The sequence below is a fragment of the Allocatenococcus thiocycli genome, assembly GCF_921292965.1.
GTDB classification, from domain to species: Bacteria; Pseudomonadota; Gammaproteobacteria; order Enterobacterales; family Vibrionaceae; genus Vibrio; species Vibrio natriegens.
This window is the reverse complement of the sequence record NZ_CAKLCK010000019.1, coordinates 1-15,914: the sequence shown is the minus strand read 5'-3', so window position 1 is coordinate 15,914 and position 15,914 is coordinate 1. Positions and strand designations below refer to the sequence as shown.

Annotated in this window: 16 protein-coding genes; 10 read left to right on the top strand and 6 right to left on the bottom strand. The window is 44.8% G+C overall.

From position 1 onward, the window contains the following. Positions 1-10 precede the first annotated feature (10 nt). Positions 11-2,191, bottom strand: coding sequence for an FUSC family protein (locus L9Q40_RS06950; RefSeq protein ID WP_498792885.1), 2,181 nt, complete (start codon positions 2,189-2,191; stop codon positions 11-13). Positions 2,192-2,606: 415 nt separating this feature from the next. Continuing rightward, positions 2,607-3,464, bottom strand: a complete 858-nt coding sequence (locus tag L9Q40_RS06945; protein ID WP_498792884.1) for a DMT family transporter — start codon at positions 3,462-3,464, stop codon at positions 2,607-2,609. A 347-nt stretch (positions 3,465-3,811) separates the two neighbouring features. Here L9Q40_RS06945 and L9Q40_RS06940 point away from each other — a divergent pair, with 347 nt between their 5' ends. Then, positions 3,812-4,099 carry a hypothetical protein gene (locus L9Q40_RS06940; protein WP_014234961.1) on the top strand — a complete coding sequence of 96 codons (288 nt, stop codon included), beginning with the start codon at positions 3,812-3,814 and terminating at the stop codon, positions 4,097-4,099. 77 nt (positions 4,100-4,176) lie between these two features. Here L9Q40_RS06940 and L9Q40_RS06935 read toward each other — a convergent pair whose 3' ends face one another. Next, positions 4,177-5,253 carry a S1 family peptidase gene (locus tag L9Q40_RS06935; protein WP_498792883.1) on the bottom strand — a complete coding sequence of 359 codons (1,077 nt, stop codon included), beginning with the start codon at positions 5,251-5,253 and terminating at the stop codon, positions 4,177-4,179. A 227-nt stretch (positions 5,254-5,480) separates the two neighbouring features. Here L9Q40_RS06935 and L9Q40_RS06930 point away from each other — a divergent pair, with 227 nt between their 5' ends. The 3 genes from L9Q40_RS06930 to L9Q40_RS06920 all read left to right on the top strand — a co-directional run bounded on the left by L9Q40_RS06930 (position 5,481) and on the right by L9Q40_RS06920 (position 7,271). Continuing rightward, complete coding sequence (locus L9Q40_RS06930; protein ID WP_498792936.1) at positions 5,481-6,233, top strand: phosphatase; 753 nt, start codon at positions 5,481-5,483, stop codon at positions 6,231-6,233. A gap of 141 nt (positions 6,234-6,374) precedes the next feature. After that, entirely contained in the window at positions 6,375-6,764 is a 390-nt protein-coding gene (locus tag L9Q40_RS06925; protein WP_024372646.1) for a cytochrome b562, read from the top strand. A 153-nt stretch (positions 6,765-6,917) separates the two neighbouring features. Beyond that, entirely contained in the window at positions 6,918-7,271 is a 354-nt protein-coding gene (locus tag L9Q40_RS06920; protein ID WP_498792882.1) for a hypothetical protein, read from the top strand. Positions 7,272-7,350: 79 nt separating this feature from the next. Here the strand turns inward: L9Q40_RS06920 and gloA2 are convergent, their stop codons facing one another. Together gloA2 and L9Q40_RS06910 are read right to left on the bottom strand one after the other, a co-directional pair. Beyond that, a complete protein-coding gene (gloA2, locus tag L9Q40_RS06915; protein ID WP_498792881.1) occupies positions 7,351-7,734 on the bottom strand; it encodes an SMU1112c/YaeR family gloxylase I-like metalloprotein in 384 nt (127 codons plus the stop codon). Continuing rightward, positions 7,727-8,656: a LysR family transcriptional regulator gene (locus tag L9Q40_RS06910; RefSeq protein ID WP_498792880.1), complete on the bottom strand. Its 930-nt coding sequence runs from the start codon at positions 8,654-8,656 to the stop codon at positions 7,727-7,729. The genes gloA2 and L9Q40_RS06910 overlap by 8 nt, the downstream gene beginning before the upstream one ends. Positions 8,657-9,002: 346 nt before the next feature. On the opposite strand from L9Q40_RS06910, the gene L9Q40_RS06905 reads away from it, so the two are divergent. From L9Q40_RS06905 to L9Q40_RS06890, 4 genes are all read left to right on the top strand, one after another. Next, the gene (locus tag L9Q40_RS06905) at positions 9,003-9,686 is read left to right on the top strand and encodes a spondin domain-containing protein (RefSeq protein WP_498792879.1); all 684 of its coding nucleotides are present in this window, start codon (positions 9,003-9,005) and stop codon (positions 9,684-9,686) included. Between the two features lie 9 nt (positions 9,687-9,695). After that, entirely contained in the window at positions 9,696-10,388 is a 693-nt protein-coding gene (locus tag L9Q40_RS06900) for a spondin domain-containing protein (RefSeq protein ID WP_498792878.1), read from the top strand. A 140-nt stretch (positions 10,389-10,528) separates the two neighbouring features. Then, on the top strand, positions 10,529-11,284 hold the full coding sequence (locus L9Q40_RS06895; RefSeq protein ID WP_498792877.1) for a response regulator transcription factor: 756 nt from the start codon (positions 10,529-10,531) through the stop codon (positions 11,282-11,284). 20 nt (positions 11,285-11,304) lie between these two features. After that, entirely contained in the window at positions 11,305-12,678 is a 1,374-nt protein-coding gene (locus tag L9Q40_RS06890) for a sensor histidine kinase (protein WP_498792876.1), read from the top strand. A 32-nt stretch (positions 12,679-12,710) separates the two neighbouring features. Here the strand turns inward: L9Q40_RS06890 and sodC are convergent, their stop codons facing one another. Further along, positions 12,711-13,184, bottom strand: a complete 474-nt coding sequence (gene sodC, locus L9Q40_RS06885; RefSeq protein WP_372379872.1) for a superoxide dismutase [Cu-Zn] SodC — start codon at positions 13,182-13,184, stop codon at positions 12,711-12,713. A 585-nt stretch (positions 13,185-13,769) separates the two neighbouring features. Here sodC and L9Q40_RS06880 point away from each other — a divergent pair. Continuing rightward, positions 13,770-15,185: an aminotransferase class V-fold PLP-dependent enzyme gene (locus tag L9Q40_RS06880; RefSeq protein ID WP_498792875.1), complete on the top strand. Its 1,416-nt coding sequence runs from the start codon at positions 13,770-13,772 to the stop codon at positions 15,183-15,185. A gap of 60 nt (positions 15,186-15,245) precedes the next feature. Beyond that, the coding region (locus L9Q40_RS06875; protein ID WP_498792874.1) for a transporter substrate-binding domain-containing protein at positions 15,246-15,914 on the top strand (669 nt) is incomplete at its 3' end.

The following is a 15,914-nucleotide window of genomic DNA, read 5'->3' as shown; positions in this document are numbered from 1 at the left end:
ACCCCTACCTTTAAAACCGCTTATGTTGTAAGTTCACCCAATCGATATCCTCGTAGGTTTGCTTGCAATGTTTAATTGCTTCGAACACGTTCCGTTTTAAATTCAGCAAGATATAAAAACCAGCTATCTCTGAATAAGCGTAGTCAGATAAATCCAATTCATTAAAAAAATCTTCCAGCTTATCTTCGAAGGATTGGTAATCCTGACTGTATTGATTAAATACGGAGTCGAGTTCTTCTGTTACCTGGTGGCTGGCTAATGCACCCGCCATCAAAGGAATGATGGAGTCACGATGTTGTTGACGGAGCTTGTTTATCAAAGGGTTAGACAACAATTTTTTCTCTGCAACCATGAGCACGTTTATGTGGCTGCATAGCACGTCACAAGCTTTGCTGAATGCACCGATCGCCTCTGGTGTCGTTTGGTCAAAATGTTTGTGATTGATTTTGGAACCCCACACTTTGAGTTTTTTCGCAGACACGTTCAATGTGACTATGTGCAAAGCACGCTTAAGTGGAGTGAAAAAGGATTCAGACTGTTTTTGATAGGTGACAAACAAAGCTCGTGTATGCCGGAAATAGCGTTCTTTTATGGTTAAGAATAGGTGCTCGGGTCTTGAACTGAACGGAAAGTAATGAGCAAAAATAATCATGAATACGACCAAGTAAAACAGTGTCATGATCGTCATTAAGATCCCGAAGTGGTAGAACATATTATTGTCCAGCCCAAGTACAAACAGGCCGACCATGTAGAAAATTGTTATCGGTCCGTTGAACAGGTAAAAACCAATAAATGTGTAGATAAAGATAAACAGGCCTAGCTCCAGCCCGAGATCCAGTTGCGGCAAAATGAATAGATAAGATGGCACCGCAAACAGGAAACCAAAGGTGAATAACACCAATAGTAAAATTGGATGCACAGGAACAAAGGACAACAAAGACATGAACATGGTCGAGAAAATCACAAATGAGTAGCCACCCGGAGGGTTAAAATAGATCCAGATGAGCCCTGCAACCCAGTAGGTTACGAAGGTTTTGACTGCTGTTTTGAAGTTTTCTGCATCCCACCACAAGAACTTGCCTTTCGATTCTGGCAGTTCAATGTCGAACGAGACATTGTTCGTCACCGAGTCAATACAGCTAATGCTTTCAGCCAGGCGTGAGAGGTTCTGATGCATGGATTCCAGCAGAAACCCTAAAGTGATTGCCGAGCCTTTAGTCAGGTGTGGTAAAGAATCTAGCAATTCTTGATTGTATTCAACCTTAAATTCTTTAGTGCGGTAAACGTGTTCGTTGTCTTCCCAAACCTGCTGACAGGTATGGAATAACTGTTCTATTTCCGCGATCGTTTCGTCAAAGTTAGTGATGCACTGACGATCTTCTTCAAGGCTAAAATGGCTATGCACGGCAACCGATAATTGCTGAGTAATTTGTTTGCTCAGGTGAACCGCCAAGCGCCACTCTTTTAAATACGCGGAGACGTCACTGCACTCAACACTCACAGTTGCAAATCGTTGATCCAGACTATTTTGCGCAGCAAACATTTCTTCGGTGAGCTTGTCGATATTGAGTTGAGAGGCTCTGTGTTCTGATTCCTCTGGTGATTCTGAACCATCGACAGACTCAGGGTGTGATTCATGACTTTGCTCAAAACTATGCACAATCGTAGCGAATAACGCTTGCTGAGTTTGATTTAACTGCTCAATAAGCTGACGCAGATTTTGTTCGGTTTTGACTGGGAATAGAAAAGTACCGACCAATGTATAGATAACCACGCCAAAAACAGTCATGTAGGCGCGATCAACACCGTATAGAAAAGCGCCGTCCGCATCACCACCGTTGGACATCATTAACGTCATCACCCCAGTAAGCATCAGCAGCGTAGGGTCTTTTTGGTAAGCGTTACGAAAATAAAAGATGAATGAAACGACGAGCGACACGCTCAGCATATACAGCAGGCGATCTTGTGCGAATAGTCCAACCAGCAACAAGCCGACAACTGCCCCGACTAGGGTACCGAGAACGCGCAATGTGCCTTTTGCGAGAGACTCTCGACGACTGCCTGTTGTGGCAATCAGCATCACCGTTGTCGCTGCGGTAGACGCCTGCGGCCACCCCATAGCAAAGGGGATCAGATAAGCCAGGGTGAGGCTAAGCGATACTTTTATAGCAAATTTAATTTTGTCGTTCATAGTCAAAGTTTGCTCAGGCTTATCGTTTCAAGTTGATGAGTTTGTTAATAAAAAGTTGGTTTAGGGTTGCAGTTCCAACTGTATTTTGGTTGGCGGAATATAGCGAGCAAAAAGGAGCAGATTGTAAATCTTGTGTCAAAACTAAATGCATATAAAGCGATCAATTTACCTGTATCCCTTGTCATTACTAGGGGTATTGGGTAAATGCTCAAAACCACTACTTTTACGTGGTCTTATTTATGAAACAGATTTACTGGTTTTTCCTAGCCAAGATTTCTTTAAATCTATAAATCGCCTGATACTAAATAGGGGGCATTTGTCTGGTGTCATCTATGCCACACCTTTAAAAAGCATAGATGATGAATGGGATTCTGAGAGGAAAAGTTTTATTTTTTATTAAGTTGTAGAGTTTTTACTATTCTTTATTTGCATTTTGGGAGCGAGATAAAAAAACCAGCGCGATGCCACCTAAAATGATGGTGCTAGTGAGGACGGAATGAATTGAAAGGGATTCACCAAGCAGAATAGACCCAAGTACTAGGGCAATTACGGGTACCGAAAGCTGGCTTACCGCAGCTTGAAGCAGGGTAAGTTTTTGTATTACGTGATACCACAGCAAATAACCAATCCCTGATGCAAGCACACCGGAGGTGATCGCGAGTGAGATGCCTTCAATGGTGAGATTGACCGAAGAGAGAAGAAAAGGGGAGGCCAGTAAACTGATTACCGAGGCTGCAATAAAACCCCATGCGATCCCGCTACTTGGTGAAGGAGCATGCTTACCAAGTGCAGTAAAGAGCGCCCAGCAAACGCCAGATATCACGATAAGAAGTGTCGACCATATATCAGGACGAGTCGCTGATGGAAGCATCAACCAAGCGAAACCCAGAATGGAGACGGCGATACCAATCACTTCTAAAGTTTTAAATCGTTCGCCTTGCCACCAATGTAAAGTCAGAAGCGTCAACTGTACTGCCCCAAATAAGAGTAGGGCGCCTGTTCCTGCATCCATATTCAAATACGCGTAAGAAATCAGTACCGCATAGCCAAACAATGTCACACCTGCGAGAACTTTAAAGCGACTTGTTGGTTTTTCAGAGTGCCAAGTTCTGGTGATAAGGAGAAAAAACACCAGGGTCGCCGCCCCGGAGAGCAACCTGATTATCGTGAAGCTTCCCGCATCGCTCAGTCCATCTACCAACGCTGCACGACATAACAGTGAGTTGGCGGCAAAGGCGAGCATCACAACAACGGTCAGCAAAAAAGTAAACATCTTAAATCCTTAAATTGGGTGCATAGAATGAGTGTAGCGGCAAAGTGATTTATTCAATTAGTTGATTAATTGATTAGTTATACCAGTTGTCTTTTGCTGCCTGAGGAGCTAGCTGATGACCATTCAACTAATGATAAAATCATCACTCAATAATTTAATTTTACAAATTGTAGGGCTTTTGTTAAATATTTGAATAGAAAGGAATAGTCCGTAATTTCTTTCACTCTGTTAGGATTTTTCCTACACCTATCTAGTGATACTTCTTGCTATCTTTTCCGAAGGCTGGAACACAATCAATATAAACACGTGTTCTTAACGTCAGGCTATAACGAAAAAGAAAGACGACAATGAATGAATTTGTTTTGCGATTAATGAAATGCGCGCGTGCTTATGAAAGTTTCATCGGTAATAAACTGCTGAGTAAACAAAGCATTAATACTGAAGAATTGAAAAATATACGAAAAGAAGCACTAATGCGATTCCCGGAGTTAAAAACGCAGCACCTCAACCAAGTCAAAGAAACGGTGGAGTTCGAGTTATTTAACAAAGTACTGCACAATACCATGTTAAAAGTGGGCTTTCGTATTCCTGAAGGCAAAGCCGCCGGTACAACCGCGATTTACATTCGTCGTTAGAAGAAAAACAGCCGTCCAATGACGTATTGAGTGTCTTGGAGGCTGTTTTCATATCGTAAGACACAGCGGGTGAGCCGCTATAGCCTGAGCTGTTTCTTACTCAACTCACATTTGTCGTTAGAATGGCGTCTGCGTATCCAACCTAAGCATCCCACTATCATCAACAAGCCAGTCCCAACAGCGCCACCACTACCACCACTGTCACCACTGCTTCCATCATCACTGCTGTCTTCAAAGATCCGAGAGTCACCTTCACTATGGTAATCTTCCGTTGCGGCTAACTCAGCGTCATAAGTGGTTTTTGTGCCAGAGCTGGTTTGCAGTTCAATCCAAGTGGTGTAGTTCAGAACTTCGGTAAACACACTCGGTATGGCGGCAGATTCACAAATAGATGAACCATAACTGACAATACCAATCTGTTGATACATGCCGTTGCTGTCTACGTAGGTGAGCGGGCCGCCGGAATCGCCACGGCATATACCCGTATAATCTCTGCCCTCAAAGCCATTTGCACATAAACTTTCTTCAGAGTTGAAGCCTGTCACTAACGAAGCACACTCTGCGTCGGTCAGCGGTTCAATTTCTGCCCAGCGCAAATAGTTTGCGCCCGACGTATCCGTTGTCGAGGTCTGTCCCAAGCCAAAGATTTGGTAAACAGCAGCGTCACTGTAATCGCCGAAATCTTGTGGCAGAGTGATGGATTGCACGTTGTCGGTTATTGGTCGCGAGAGTTCCAGCAGTGCCAGATCGTTAATCCACAAGGCGTTCGCATCATAGTCGGGATGAATGGTAATTCGACGCACGTCTTTAAATTCGGAGACATAAACATCGTCCATGGTCGGATTTTTCACTAAAACACGCAAATCGTCAGTGCTCCAGCCATCGGTGAACACATCTGACTCCACACAATGTGCCGCGGTTAGAATGTAGCGATCATTCACAATAGAACCGCCACAGATATTAGAGAATGCGCTAGCTCCTGTCTTATGGAGTATCAAACGAGCGAAAAATGGCAGTTGATTCAACGTGGTTGGTTCTCCGCCAATGATAGCAGCAGAGATGTCTTGTTCAGAGGTGGTGATATCGGCATCCGCAACAGTCGTCATAGGCAAAATGAGGAAAGCCCCGCTTATCAAAACATGATTTAACCTCATAACCTGATCCTTATCGTTAGAGTTATTGAATTCACATTGGTCAAGACCTAAACAAGCACAACGTAGATCATACTTGCTCTTTATTCATACTTGTATGAGCTCTTTATTAGAGTAGATCAATTGATGCTTGTTCATAGAGGGTACGTTGAGTTTAGGCTCGATAACCTGCATCCTAACAACGTTTGGGTATACAATAGCTGAAACCTGCAAACCAAAGAGAGTAAATGATGGAATTTAAGGTTGATACCCACACACATACGTATGCCAGCGGTCACGCTTACAGTACGTTGATTGAAAACGCTCAGTCGGCAAAAGAGAACGGGCTCGAAATGTTCTGCACCACCGATCACGCAGAGTCAATGCCGGGTGCGCCTCATTATTGGTTTTTCTCCAACCAAAAGATTCTGCCTCGTTACCTCAACGGTGTTGCCATCATTCGTGGCGTTGAAGCCAACATTCTTAATATCGAGGGCGATATTGATATCCCTTTGAGCGTTGACCGGAACCTTGATTGGGTCATTGCCAGTTTTCATGAGCCAGTCTTTGTTCCATCGAATAAAGAAGCCCATACCGAAGCACTACTTAATGTGATCCAAAGTGGTCGTGTTGATGCACTCGGGCATCTGGGTAACCCTAATTATGACTTTGATTTCGAGACGGTTTTAAAATGTGCGCAACAACATAACGTTGCCATTGAGATAAACAATACAACCCTGAAAGGCAATAGCCGAGTGGGTAGTGTTGAACGTTGTCATGACATCGCTCAAATAGGTAAAGAAGTGGGCGTTTTCTTTACCACTGGCAGTGATGCTCATTTTTGCCATGATGTTGGGAATCTCGAACTGGTGGGTGAACTGATGGACAGAGTCGGTATTAAGAGTGAGAACGTCATTACTCACTCGGCTGAGCAGTTTTTGTCGTTCCGTGCGCTTCGTGGACGAGAGCCAATTGCAGAATATGACGAAATGCTTAACGCATAAACTTGATTACATTTTGGGAATGCACCCTTAGCGCGTTTCCTTTACACTGCGAAGCTCAACTATCCGAATCATCCTTAATGAGGGGTGATCGTGATAAACAAAGCCGACAAAGAATTCGGCACTAAAAATGGAGAAGTGAAGATGTTACGTCCTTTAGTTTTAGGGTGTGCGATTGCGTTGGGCTCAAGCTACGCAATGGCAGAAGCTGTCGATCTAAAACAGAACATGAAACAAATGAAGATGGATTTCAAACAAGCGGCCGAAGCGTCGGATGTTGAAACCATGAAAACGGCCATTGATAGCTTACAAGCTATCGTGGAGCAATCTAAGCGTGGTAACTACCCGCCAGAAAAGTTTGATACGTTTCTTGAAGGCTTCAACAAGTTGTCGGTGACACTAGACAGCATCGAAGCAGACTTAGATGCGGGTAATCTTACCGAAGCGAAAGCGCAGCTGCGCGAAATCGATAGTCTTCGTGAAGAATACCACGACAAACGTAACCCAAGCATCTGGAGCAAGCTGTTTGGCTGATTTGGGATGGGTATGAACAATCCCCAACGATTTCAAGACCCGCAACTCTGCGGGTCTTTTGTTTCTGATGGAAAATAGAACTACGCCTGAAATCCTTTATTGAGCTTGTACTTAGAATTGGTTACGCTGTATGAAATTTGTTAAGTCACCGTTATGCGTAGATTAATTCCTTTTTATCGCTCCATGCTGCTTGTTAGTGCCCTAAGTTGGGCGCTGGTAACACTGATGCCTGTTATTAATGCTCATGGTAACAGCATGGGCGTGTGGGCAGCGCTTTGTACGCTTAATGGTTTTGAACTGGTACAGGTTGAAGAGGGAGACAATGCGGTAACACATAAGGGGAAACCCTGCCCATTCAGTTACTTTTCACCCTTTCATCACGACTCACTTCCAACTACACCTTTACTTTTACGACTGAGCTCGGTTCTTTCTGACAGCTACACTTTTTTGGCTCTAAGTGTGCGATTTGAAACACCAGTTCCAAGGGCGCCGCCAGCCATAGCCTAATCAAGCACTTAACGTTTTCTGAATCCCTTTACCTTCCAACCGAGCACCTCAAATACCCTCACGTTTTCCATCTTCACGTTTACTTTTGATATAACTCCAAAGGCAGCCGATCCGGATCCTGAAAGAAAGTGAACGCTTTACCAGTGAATTCATCAATTCGAATAGGTTCAACTGCGATGCTTTTCGATTCAAGGTAGGTTTTTACTTCCTCAATATCATCAACTTGAAACGCCAGGTGTCGTAAGCCCTGGGCTTCCGGAAAGCTTGGGCGCTCAGGTACATCTGGAAAACTGAATAATTCGATCTGGCTACCATCAGGAAGCGCAAGGTCGAGCTTATAAGAATCACGCGCTGCACGGTAATTTTCTGCAATAACGGACAGGCCTAATATTTCTGTATAAAAATGCTTTGACGTTGGGTAATCACTACAAATGATGGCGACGTGATGAATCGCATTAAACATGATTAGGTTCCTTTGAGATCAAGTGTTCATTGACGAAATCGATAAACACACGCAAGCGCGCGGGCATGTACTTCGTTTGAGGGTACTGCATGGCTATTGCACCATGGTAGTTACTCTTGATCATCCAATCTGCAAGTACTTCAACGACTTCCCCTGTTTCTAGCGCTTCTTTGACGACAAAGTCGTGAAAGATTCCAATACCTAGCCCTGCTTTAACGCCATTTAAGCGCATTTGTGAGTGGTTTACCGCGTAGCGACCATTTACGGCAACAGAGTGAAAGGCTTCTTCTTTAAAAAATGACCAAATGTTGTCTTTATCGTTTTCTGCCAGATAAATACAGTCATGCTGTTCAAGCTGAGTTGGGTGGTCTGGCGTGCCCTGCTTAGCGAGGTAGTCCGGTGACGCACACAACACCAGGTTGGTTTTACTTATCTCTTTTAATACCAAATTCTCGTCGGGCTTGTCAGTCAATTTGAAAGCGACGTCTATGTCTTGACGAAACAAATCGATTTCTCCATCTGCAGCGCGCAGCTTTAACTGAATCTTTGGGTAGCGCTGTAAGAAGGGTAAAACAAAAGGCTGAAGTACCGAGTTTAAAAACGCCTCTGGTGCTGCAACGGTAAGCGCACCTTTTGGCTCAGTATGATCTTCTGCTGAGAGTTCGACAGCTTGCTGCGCAGCGTTAACCATCGCAATGCTTTGGTCATATACCTTTTGACCAGCTTGAGTGATGAGCAGCTTACGAGTGGTGCGTTCGAATAATTTTACCGAAAGCGCATGCTCCAATCTCGTGATCAGCTTGCTCAAAGCCGAAGGTGTAACCCCGAGTTTTTTCGCTGCGGCAGTAAAACTCCCTTCATTTACTACCAAGATAAACGAGGCAAGATCAGGAAGGAGGGCGATAAGTTTAGTATTAACCATAGGTTTTGGTTCTGTAGCGCGTAATGACGGTATTCTCTGGCACGACATGGCTGAGTTCAAGTGTATCAGTCTCGCTTTCACGATATTTTCGTCAGAAAGCTTGTATCGCTTGTTTTGTTCAGTAATCAGAGTGCGCTCAACCGATTAGAAAAGGGCCAATTCTACGTGTCATGAACTGAACCAGAAGTTGTGAGAATTTTATGAGAATTTGATGAAGTTGCCGATAGATCTACTCGCCATGCTTAGAAGCAGAACGGAAGGCGTTCGATCGTAACTTTACCCAGGCAGCCGTAAGACGATGAGTTAACGGGCTTGGATACCACTCTCATTAAAGGATGGACTCACAATGAAAAAACGTACCCAACTTAGTCTCGCCATAGCTTCTGTCGCTCTGACGTTTGGCGGAGCATCGGTGAGCGCAGCAGAATTAGAAATTACCGTAACCAACGCTACCAAAGGCATCTATTTTACTCCGCTCATTGTGGCCGCACATGGCGCTAATTTGCATATGTTCAGAGTGGGTGAAGCCGCGACGTCGGAGTTAGAAGCGATGGCTGAACAAGGCGACATTTCCGGTTTATCCAGCGTGATTGGTAACGCCGGAGGCACTGTAGTAGAAAATCCGGCAGGTGGCTTCCTTAATCCGGGTAGTGCAACCACGTTTACCTTTGACAGCGGCGATCACGGTTATCTTTCTCTCAGCGCAATGCTGTTGCCGACCAATGATGGATTTGTTGGTTTAGATAGCTGGGAAATTCCTACGGCAGCAGGTACTTATAAAGCAGCATTGAACAGCTACGATGCAGGCACCGAAGCCAATGACGAGTTAGTGGCAAGCATACCCAATCCGCCTTTTATTACTTTCGGAACTGGCGGGACGGGTGTTGAAACTGTGGTATCAAATGACAAAGTTCATGTACATCCGGGGAATTTGGGTGACAGCGATTCGCTCGGTGGTATGAGCGACCTAGACAGTAGCAGTCACCGTTGGTTAAACCCCGTAGCTACCATCACCATCGTAGTGAAGTAAGGGGGACGTATGAAATACAGAATCTTACTAGTGGCTGCGTCAGTCGCTCTACTCGCAGGTTGTAATAGTGATGACAACGACGAGGTAACGTCATTCCGATATACGGTAAATGTGGTGAACCTAACTGCAAATCAGCCTATGTCTCCACTGGCGGTACTTACTCATAATAGTGATTTCCGCTTATTTGAAATTGGTCTAAGTGCTTCGGTCGCCTTAGAGCACTTAGCTGAAGGTGGCAGTAATGCCGAGTTGCTTGAGATGATGAACAGCGACAGCAATGTTTATCAGGGGGTATCGGGGAATGGATTGTTACTTCCGGGGGCTTCTGACGAAGTGACGATTACCCTTAACCCACATCGCTATGGTTACTTGTCGGTGGCCTCTATGTTAGTAAACACTAACGATGCCTTTGTTGGCGAGACCGGCTTGTCACTTAAATCGCTCGCGGTTGGTGACAGCTACGAAATGAACATGAACGTGTGGGATTCCGGAACCGAGCTCAATGATGAACTCGCTGCGACGATTCCAGGCCCGGCTGGTGGCGGAGAAGGTTTCAATGCAGAGCGTAATGATAACGCCGACATGGTCGCTTTCCATGCTGGCGTTATTAGCCATGATGATGGGCTGACGAATTCTACCCTGGCTGCGAATCACCGATTTCTAAACCCTGGCGCGAAGGTGACGATCACACGAATCGAGTAAACAGAGCTTCCGGCGGCTAAGCTTAATTCTCTTTCTTTCTGCCGCCGGAGCCTTTTATTGAAAGAAAGCATGCTTTGATCCGGTCATGTGCAGAATGAGGCTATCTCAAGATAGGGAAAGTCATTCGCAGGGAAAGGATCATGGCGCAGCAATCTATTAACCCAGCAGTTAACCCAGCAATCAATTTAGCAGCGAACATTTTGCTGATAGAAGACGATAATGATTTAGCCGAGCTGGTTCAAATGCACCTTAAGTTTCAAGGGCATCATGTCACGCGAGTCGTTAGCATCGAAAAGGGCAAAGCTGAGTATCAGCGACAGACTTTTGAACTGGTGATCCTCGACAGGGGGCTACCAGATGGTGATGGTTTAGAACTTTGCCATTACTTGCGTCAGCAGCAAGATTGGACGCCAGTTCTGGTGCTGACTGCGAGAGACAGTGAAATGGACAAAGTCGATGGCTTAGAGGCAGATGTTGACGACTACATAACGAAACCTTTTAGTGTGCTGGAGTTTCAAGCTCGAGTGAGGAATGTATTACGCCGAGCAAATCAAACGACAGATAACAAAGTCAGAGAGACAGAGACCGAAGACGCTTTGAATTTTGGCGCGTTAAAGATTGTTCCGGCGTTGCATCAGGTTTCGCTCAACGATAAAGATGTTTCGCTGACGGCGATGGAATTCTCGTTGTTACAGTTTCTCGCGACTCGCCCCGGCAGGGTCTATAGCAAAGATGAACTGCTCGATCATGTCTGGAATACCAATCACGCCGGATATCATCACACGGTTTGTAGTACTATTAATCGCTTGCGCTCTAAGTTGATGATCTCGGATTCTGAGCATCATTTTATCCAGACAGTTTGGGGTGTGGGTTACAAATTTCAGTCGCACCAATGAGCCAATTAGGAGGCGAAAGGATGAGCTTCAAATCGCGTTTGGTCGTGTTTACCACGGTATGGTTTTGTTTGGCTGCCACTGCCATTGCGCTGACTTATAACTGGCAGAAAGAGACCATCGAACTTCGCACTCAGCAGAGTTTACACAAAGAACTCGCCAGTCATATGCGCGATGATAATCCGTTGATGATAGGGACAGATTACAACCCGAAAGCACTGAAATCGATCTTTCATACTTTAATGTTGATTGGGCCCGACTTCGAGATCTATTTTCTTGATAGTCAGGGGAATATCACCACACATGCCGCTCCGGAAGGGGCAAAGCTGTTGAAGTCGGTGGATCTTGCTCCGATCAAACAGTTTTTACGCGGTGATACTTTTCCGATTTTAGGCGACGATCCGCGAAATAGTGAGCAACATAAAGTATTTTCCGTCGCGGCGATTGAAGAGCTTGGCTCAACGGTAGGTTATCTTTATGTGGTGATCGGCAGCTCACGTCACACAGCGATTGCTAACGCGCAAGTTGATACGCCTTACCTCGCACTCGCTGGGCTGGTATTACTCTCCATATTAGGCTTCGCTTTCGGTGCTTATATGTTGGTGAAGCGCAGTCTTCTTAATCCTATAGAGCGAGTGACCGATCAATTGCAACAGCAGGCGGAACATGATTTTCGTCTGCATCCAGAGTTTACTCGTCAGGTTCCAGAGTTAATACCCGTGTCTCATTCTTACCAATTGATGGCAAAGCACATCCAGCAGCAATTCTTACACCTCGAATATCAATCTTCTCAGCGTCGTCAAAGTCTTGTGCAATTAAGTCACGATTTAAAGACGCCGCTTTCAAGTGTATTGGGGTATTTAGAAACGTGGCGATTACAACATCCTGAATCGGACCCTCTTATTGATGTGGCTTTTCGAAATGGAGAAAAACTTTCCAGACAACTGCATGCATTACTCGAAGAGGCTAAAAAAGAAGCCACACTACCGAGTTACGAATATCTTCCCGTAGATTTAGCTGAGTTGGTGACAGAGTGTGCTGAAACGATGCAAGGTCAATTTCAGAACAAGGAAGTGACGCTGAGTGTAGAGATGGAAGAGCAAATACAGACCATTGGCGATAAAGGGCTGCTGGAAAGGATGCTGCTTAACTTGTTGGAAAACGCGTTACGCCATAGTCCGTCAGGGTCGACCGTCGTTTGTCGAATTAATCTCAGTGATGACAAAACAAGTGCACACTTTACGCTTTCCAACCACATTGCGTCAGAGTCTCACCAAGGTTCATTAGGTATCGGAACGAAAATTGTGCAGTCCATTTTAATGTTGCATCACAGTTACTTAGAAACTGCTATGACAGCGTCACGATTTACCCAACGATTCACACTTCCCGCAGTATGAGAGAAGTGTGAATGAGTCAAGGGTTTGACTCGTTACTCAATTACGCCACAAACAATGCGGGCCCCACCACCACCGAGTTTCGCTGGTTGATCGGAATGGTTATCCCCACCTGCATGTATCATCAGGGCTCGGCCTTTCAAATCGGACAGCTTTAGGCGTGGTGCAACGACGGGTGAAACGGCATTTCCTTCCATATCCGCATACAAGGGAGGAAGATCGCCAAGGTGGTTATCGTCTGTCCACGGATACCCATGTTTTCCGGTATTTTGTGGATCATAATGGCCGCCAGCTGCACCGCCTAAGACGGTTTTTCCGTCTTTTTCTGCACTTTCACAAGATGGGTTTACATGCACGTGAAAGCCATGCAGCCCTGCAGGGATACTGGTCAATTGAGGCGCAAATACAACGCCGTATTGACTTTCTGATAGCTCAACCGTACCAACGCTTTTGTTGGTATTGAGATCAGTCATGGTGATGGATTGAGCGATAGCGGCAGGTGCGATCATTCCAATCAATGTTACGGGTGCAGAAATCCGCAGTAATCCTTTTAACATGGTTTGCCCTTCCATATAACTATTCGGATGGTAGTAAGTTCAATGTGCGAGTGTCGGAAAGAGACACGCGTAGCGTCATGCTCTTCAAACAACTTTTGACGTGAACTGGGGAAAGTTCTAAAGCCAGAACCGTATATTCTGACCCTAATAAAACGTAGCACATCAGACATATTTGACATAAGAATCACCGTGATAAGCGGAGAGTCAACGGCAAACTTGTTCGAAACCATGAAGAAAAACAGATGTGTAGAACTAAAAGAGAATGAACGAATCGGTTTTACTCGAGCGAATAAATTAAATTTTCCCTACTAAATCGCTCTAATTTAACTACTATTTTAATATGAGTTTAGGTGAATATAAATGATAGTTTGGGTGTCTAATATGTCATCATTTTGTTAGAAAAATGGAATAAAGATCACTTAACAACGTTGAAAAAAATTCAAGTTTGGTTTGAATAAGTAATAATGTTTTAGTAACAAATAGTTACGTGTATTTAATTAACAATAAGATGGCTAATTTCGACAAGGAATGAAAAAGATGAGCAACAAGGAATCTACTCAGACTGATCGCAGCCGCCGTAATTTTCTGAAAGGAGCAACGGGTGCCGTTGTTGCTGGTGTGAGTGCATCTGCCTTCTCAGGCCTTGCACAAGCAGGTGAGCAGAAAATTAACTGGGGCAGCCAAGGTCTAGGTAGTAAAAACGATAGACAATTTTGGCGTAAAGTTCAAAAGCAGTTTGTTCTAGACAAAAAAACGACGTACATGAACATTGGCACGACAGGTTCTATGCCTAAGCATGTACTGGAAAACTACGCAGACAATAACAAGCTAGTAGCAACATACCCATGGGATATGCAAGGCAAGTTTGGTTCTTGGCCACAAGTTACCAATATGGCCGCGGAAATTGCTGCGGGCTTTGGTGCAGATGCGGAAGAGATCATTCTTAGTCGTAACACCACTGATGGCTTATGTACAATCATCAACGGACTGGATTTCGAAGAGGGTGACGTTATCCTCACAACGCACCATGAACATGCAGCAGCTCTTTCGCCTCTTCATGTGGCAGCAGAGCGTTTTAAAGCTGAGGTGATTCAAATTCAACTTCCGGTGTTTACTGGTACCGAAGAGGTCTCTGAAGAAGCTTACGTCGACGTGTTCAGTAAGGCGATTGAAGATAATCTTAACGCTGGTAAGAATGTCCGACTGATCGTTTTCTCTCATATCACTTACAAAACAGGTACGGCACTTCCAGCCAAGGCGATTTGTAAACTTGCGAATGAGAACAGCATGCCTACGATGATCGACGGTGCTCACACCATTGGTATGTTAAATCTCGACTTCCATGACATAGACTGTGACTTTTATGCAGGTTCTGGTCATAAATGGCAGTGTGGTGCTGGCGCGACTGGTATTTTATACGTAAGGAAGGGTGATCGTTTAAGCGAGTACTGGGAGCGGGAACTTGAAAACCCACTTTGGTTGATTAACTCATCACTTGCTCATACTGGTATGTCCCAACAGACTCAGTTTCAGTACATTGGTAACGATAACTTCCCAGCGAAACAAGCGTTAACTGACAGTTGTAAAATGTGGGATGAGATTGGCCGAGATCGAATTGAAGAGCGTGTTCTTGGCTTAGGTAGTCTGTGTAAAGAGTTGCTTGCTGAAGCTTTACCACAAGCAAAGATCTTCTCACCAAACGTAGAGGGTTTAACCAGTGGTATCACGACGTTTAACCCACTTGCAGATGAGACGGACGGTGAAGCTCTCACGTTGTTCCGGGATCGCTTGCGCGAGGAGTATGGCTATATCATCCGTACAACGGATTTCAAGTTGAATAAAGATGATTCATACAATACGTATGCGTTGCGTATCTCTACACACTTGTTCCACGATGAGCAAGATGTAGAAGGGTTAGTTCAAGCAATTACAGACTTGTACTACTCATTCTAAGATTGTTATTAATCACGTAAGCGTCCAATTTTGGGCGCTTTGTGAAAAAGGTTAAGCACTATGCCAGTCAAGATACTTAAACGAACCATAGCCGCGATGGGGATAATAACGGCAACCGTTATGTCTTCTTCAGTTTGGTCAAGTGATCTCCACGAGATCCGCGAGCGTGGAGTCCTGCGCCATATCGGTGTTCCTTATGCCAATTTTGTTTCTTATATCGAACAAGGTGAAATGGAAACACTCACCGGGTTTGATGTCGACATAGTGAGAGGATTTGCTCAGTCTTTGGGCGTGCGTTATGAATACGTGCCTGCTCAGTGGAGCAATATGATCGGCAAGCTCATTGGTCAATATGTTCATTACCAAGATAGACGAGCCGTTTTGGGTGAAACAACACCTATTGAAGGCGACTTGATTGCAAATGGTGTGACCATCCTAGACTGGAGAACAGAGGTTGTTGATTTTTCGAAGGACTACTTTCCTTCTGGTGTTTGGTTAGTCTCCAGAACGGATTCGTCGCTGTCTCCAATTAAGCCAACTGGCTCAATTGATGACGACATCAGCATCGTGAAAGATCTCATAGATGGTCGAGAGGTATTAGCCTTGGAACACTCATGCCTTGACCCCAATCTTTATGACTTGTATGACACCGGAGCAAAAGTGATTCTTCCTGATGGTCACCGCCTTCTCAACGAGATGGTGCCAGCAATTATGAGAATGATGCGGAAA

What these genes read in the sequence shown, in the direction of transcription:
- gloA2 (WP_498792881.1), bottom strand. Translation starts at nt 7,734, where the DNA reads ATGTTTAATGCGATTCATCACGTCGCCATCATTTGTAGTGATTACCCA.
- L9Q40_RS06920 (WP_498792882.1), top strand. Translation starts at nt 6,918, where the DNA reads ATGCGTAGATTAATTCCTTTTTATCGCTCCATGCTGCTTGTTAGTGCC.
- L9Q40_RS06940 (WP_014234961.1), top strand. Translation starts at nt 3,812, where the DNA reads ATGAATGAATTTGTTTTGCGATTAATGAAATGCGCGCGTGCTTATGAA.
- L9Q40_RS06895 (WP_498792877.1), top strand. Translation starts at nt 10,529, where the DNA reads ATGGCGCAGCAATCTATTAACCCAGCAGTTAACCCAGCAATCAATTTA.
- L9Q40_RS06900 (WP_498792878.1), top strand. Translation starts at nt 9,696, where the DNA reads ATGAAATACAGAATCTTACTAGTGGCTGCGTCAGTCGCTCTACTCGCA.
- L9Q40_RS06910 (WP_498792880.1), bottom strand. Translation starts at nt 8,656, where the DNA reads ATGGTTAATACTAAACTTATCGCCCTCCTTCCTGATCTTGCCTCGTTT.
- L9Q40_RS06930 (WP_498792936.1), top strand. Translation starts at nt 5,481, where the DNA reads ATGGAATTTAAGGTTGATACCCACACACATACGTATGCCAGCGGTCAC.
- L9Q40_RS06890 (WP_498792876.1), top strand. Translation starts at nt 11,305, where the DNA reads ATGAGCTTCAAATCGCGTTTGGTCGTGTTTACCACGGTATGGTTTTGT.
- L9Q40_RS06945 (WP_498792884.1), bottom strand. Translation starts at nt 3,464, where the DNA reads ATGTTTACTTTTTTGCTGACCGTTGTTGTGATGCTCGCCTTTGCCGCC.
- L9Q40_RS06905 (WP_498792879.1), top strand. Translation starts at nt 9,003, where the DNA reads ATGAAAAAACGTACCCAACTTAGTCTCGCCATAGCTTCTGTCGCTCTG.
- L9Q40_RS06925 (WP_024372646.1), top strand. Translation starts at nt 6,375, where the DNA reads ATGTTACGTCCTTTAGTTTTAGGGTGTGCGATTGCGTTGGGCTCAAGC.
- L9Q40_RS06950 (WP_498792885.1), bottom strand. Translation starts at nt 2,191, where the DNA reads ATGAACGACAAAATTAAATTTGCTATAAAAGTATCGCTTAGCCTCACC.
- L9Q40_RS06935 (WP_498792883.1), bottom strand. Translation starts at nt 5,253, where the DNA reads ATGAGGTTAAATCATGTTTTGATAAGCGGGGCTTTCCTCATTTTGCCT.
- L9Q40_RS06880 (WP_498792875.1), top strand. Translation starts at nt 13,770, where the DNA reads ATGAGCAACAAGGAATCTACTCAGACTGATCGCAGCCGCCGTAATTTT.
- sodC (WP_372379872.1), bottom strand. Translation starts at nt 13,184, where the DNA reads ATGATCGCACCTGCCGCTATCGCTCAATCCATCACCATGACTGATCTC.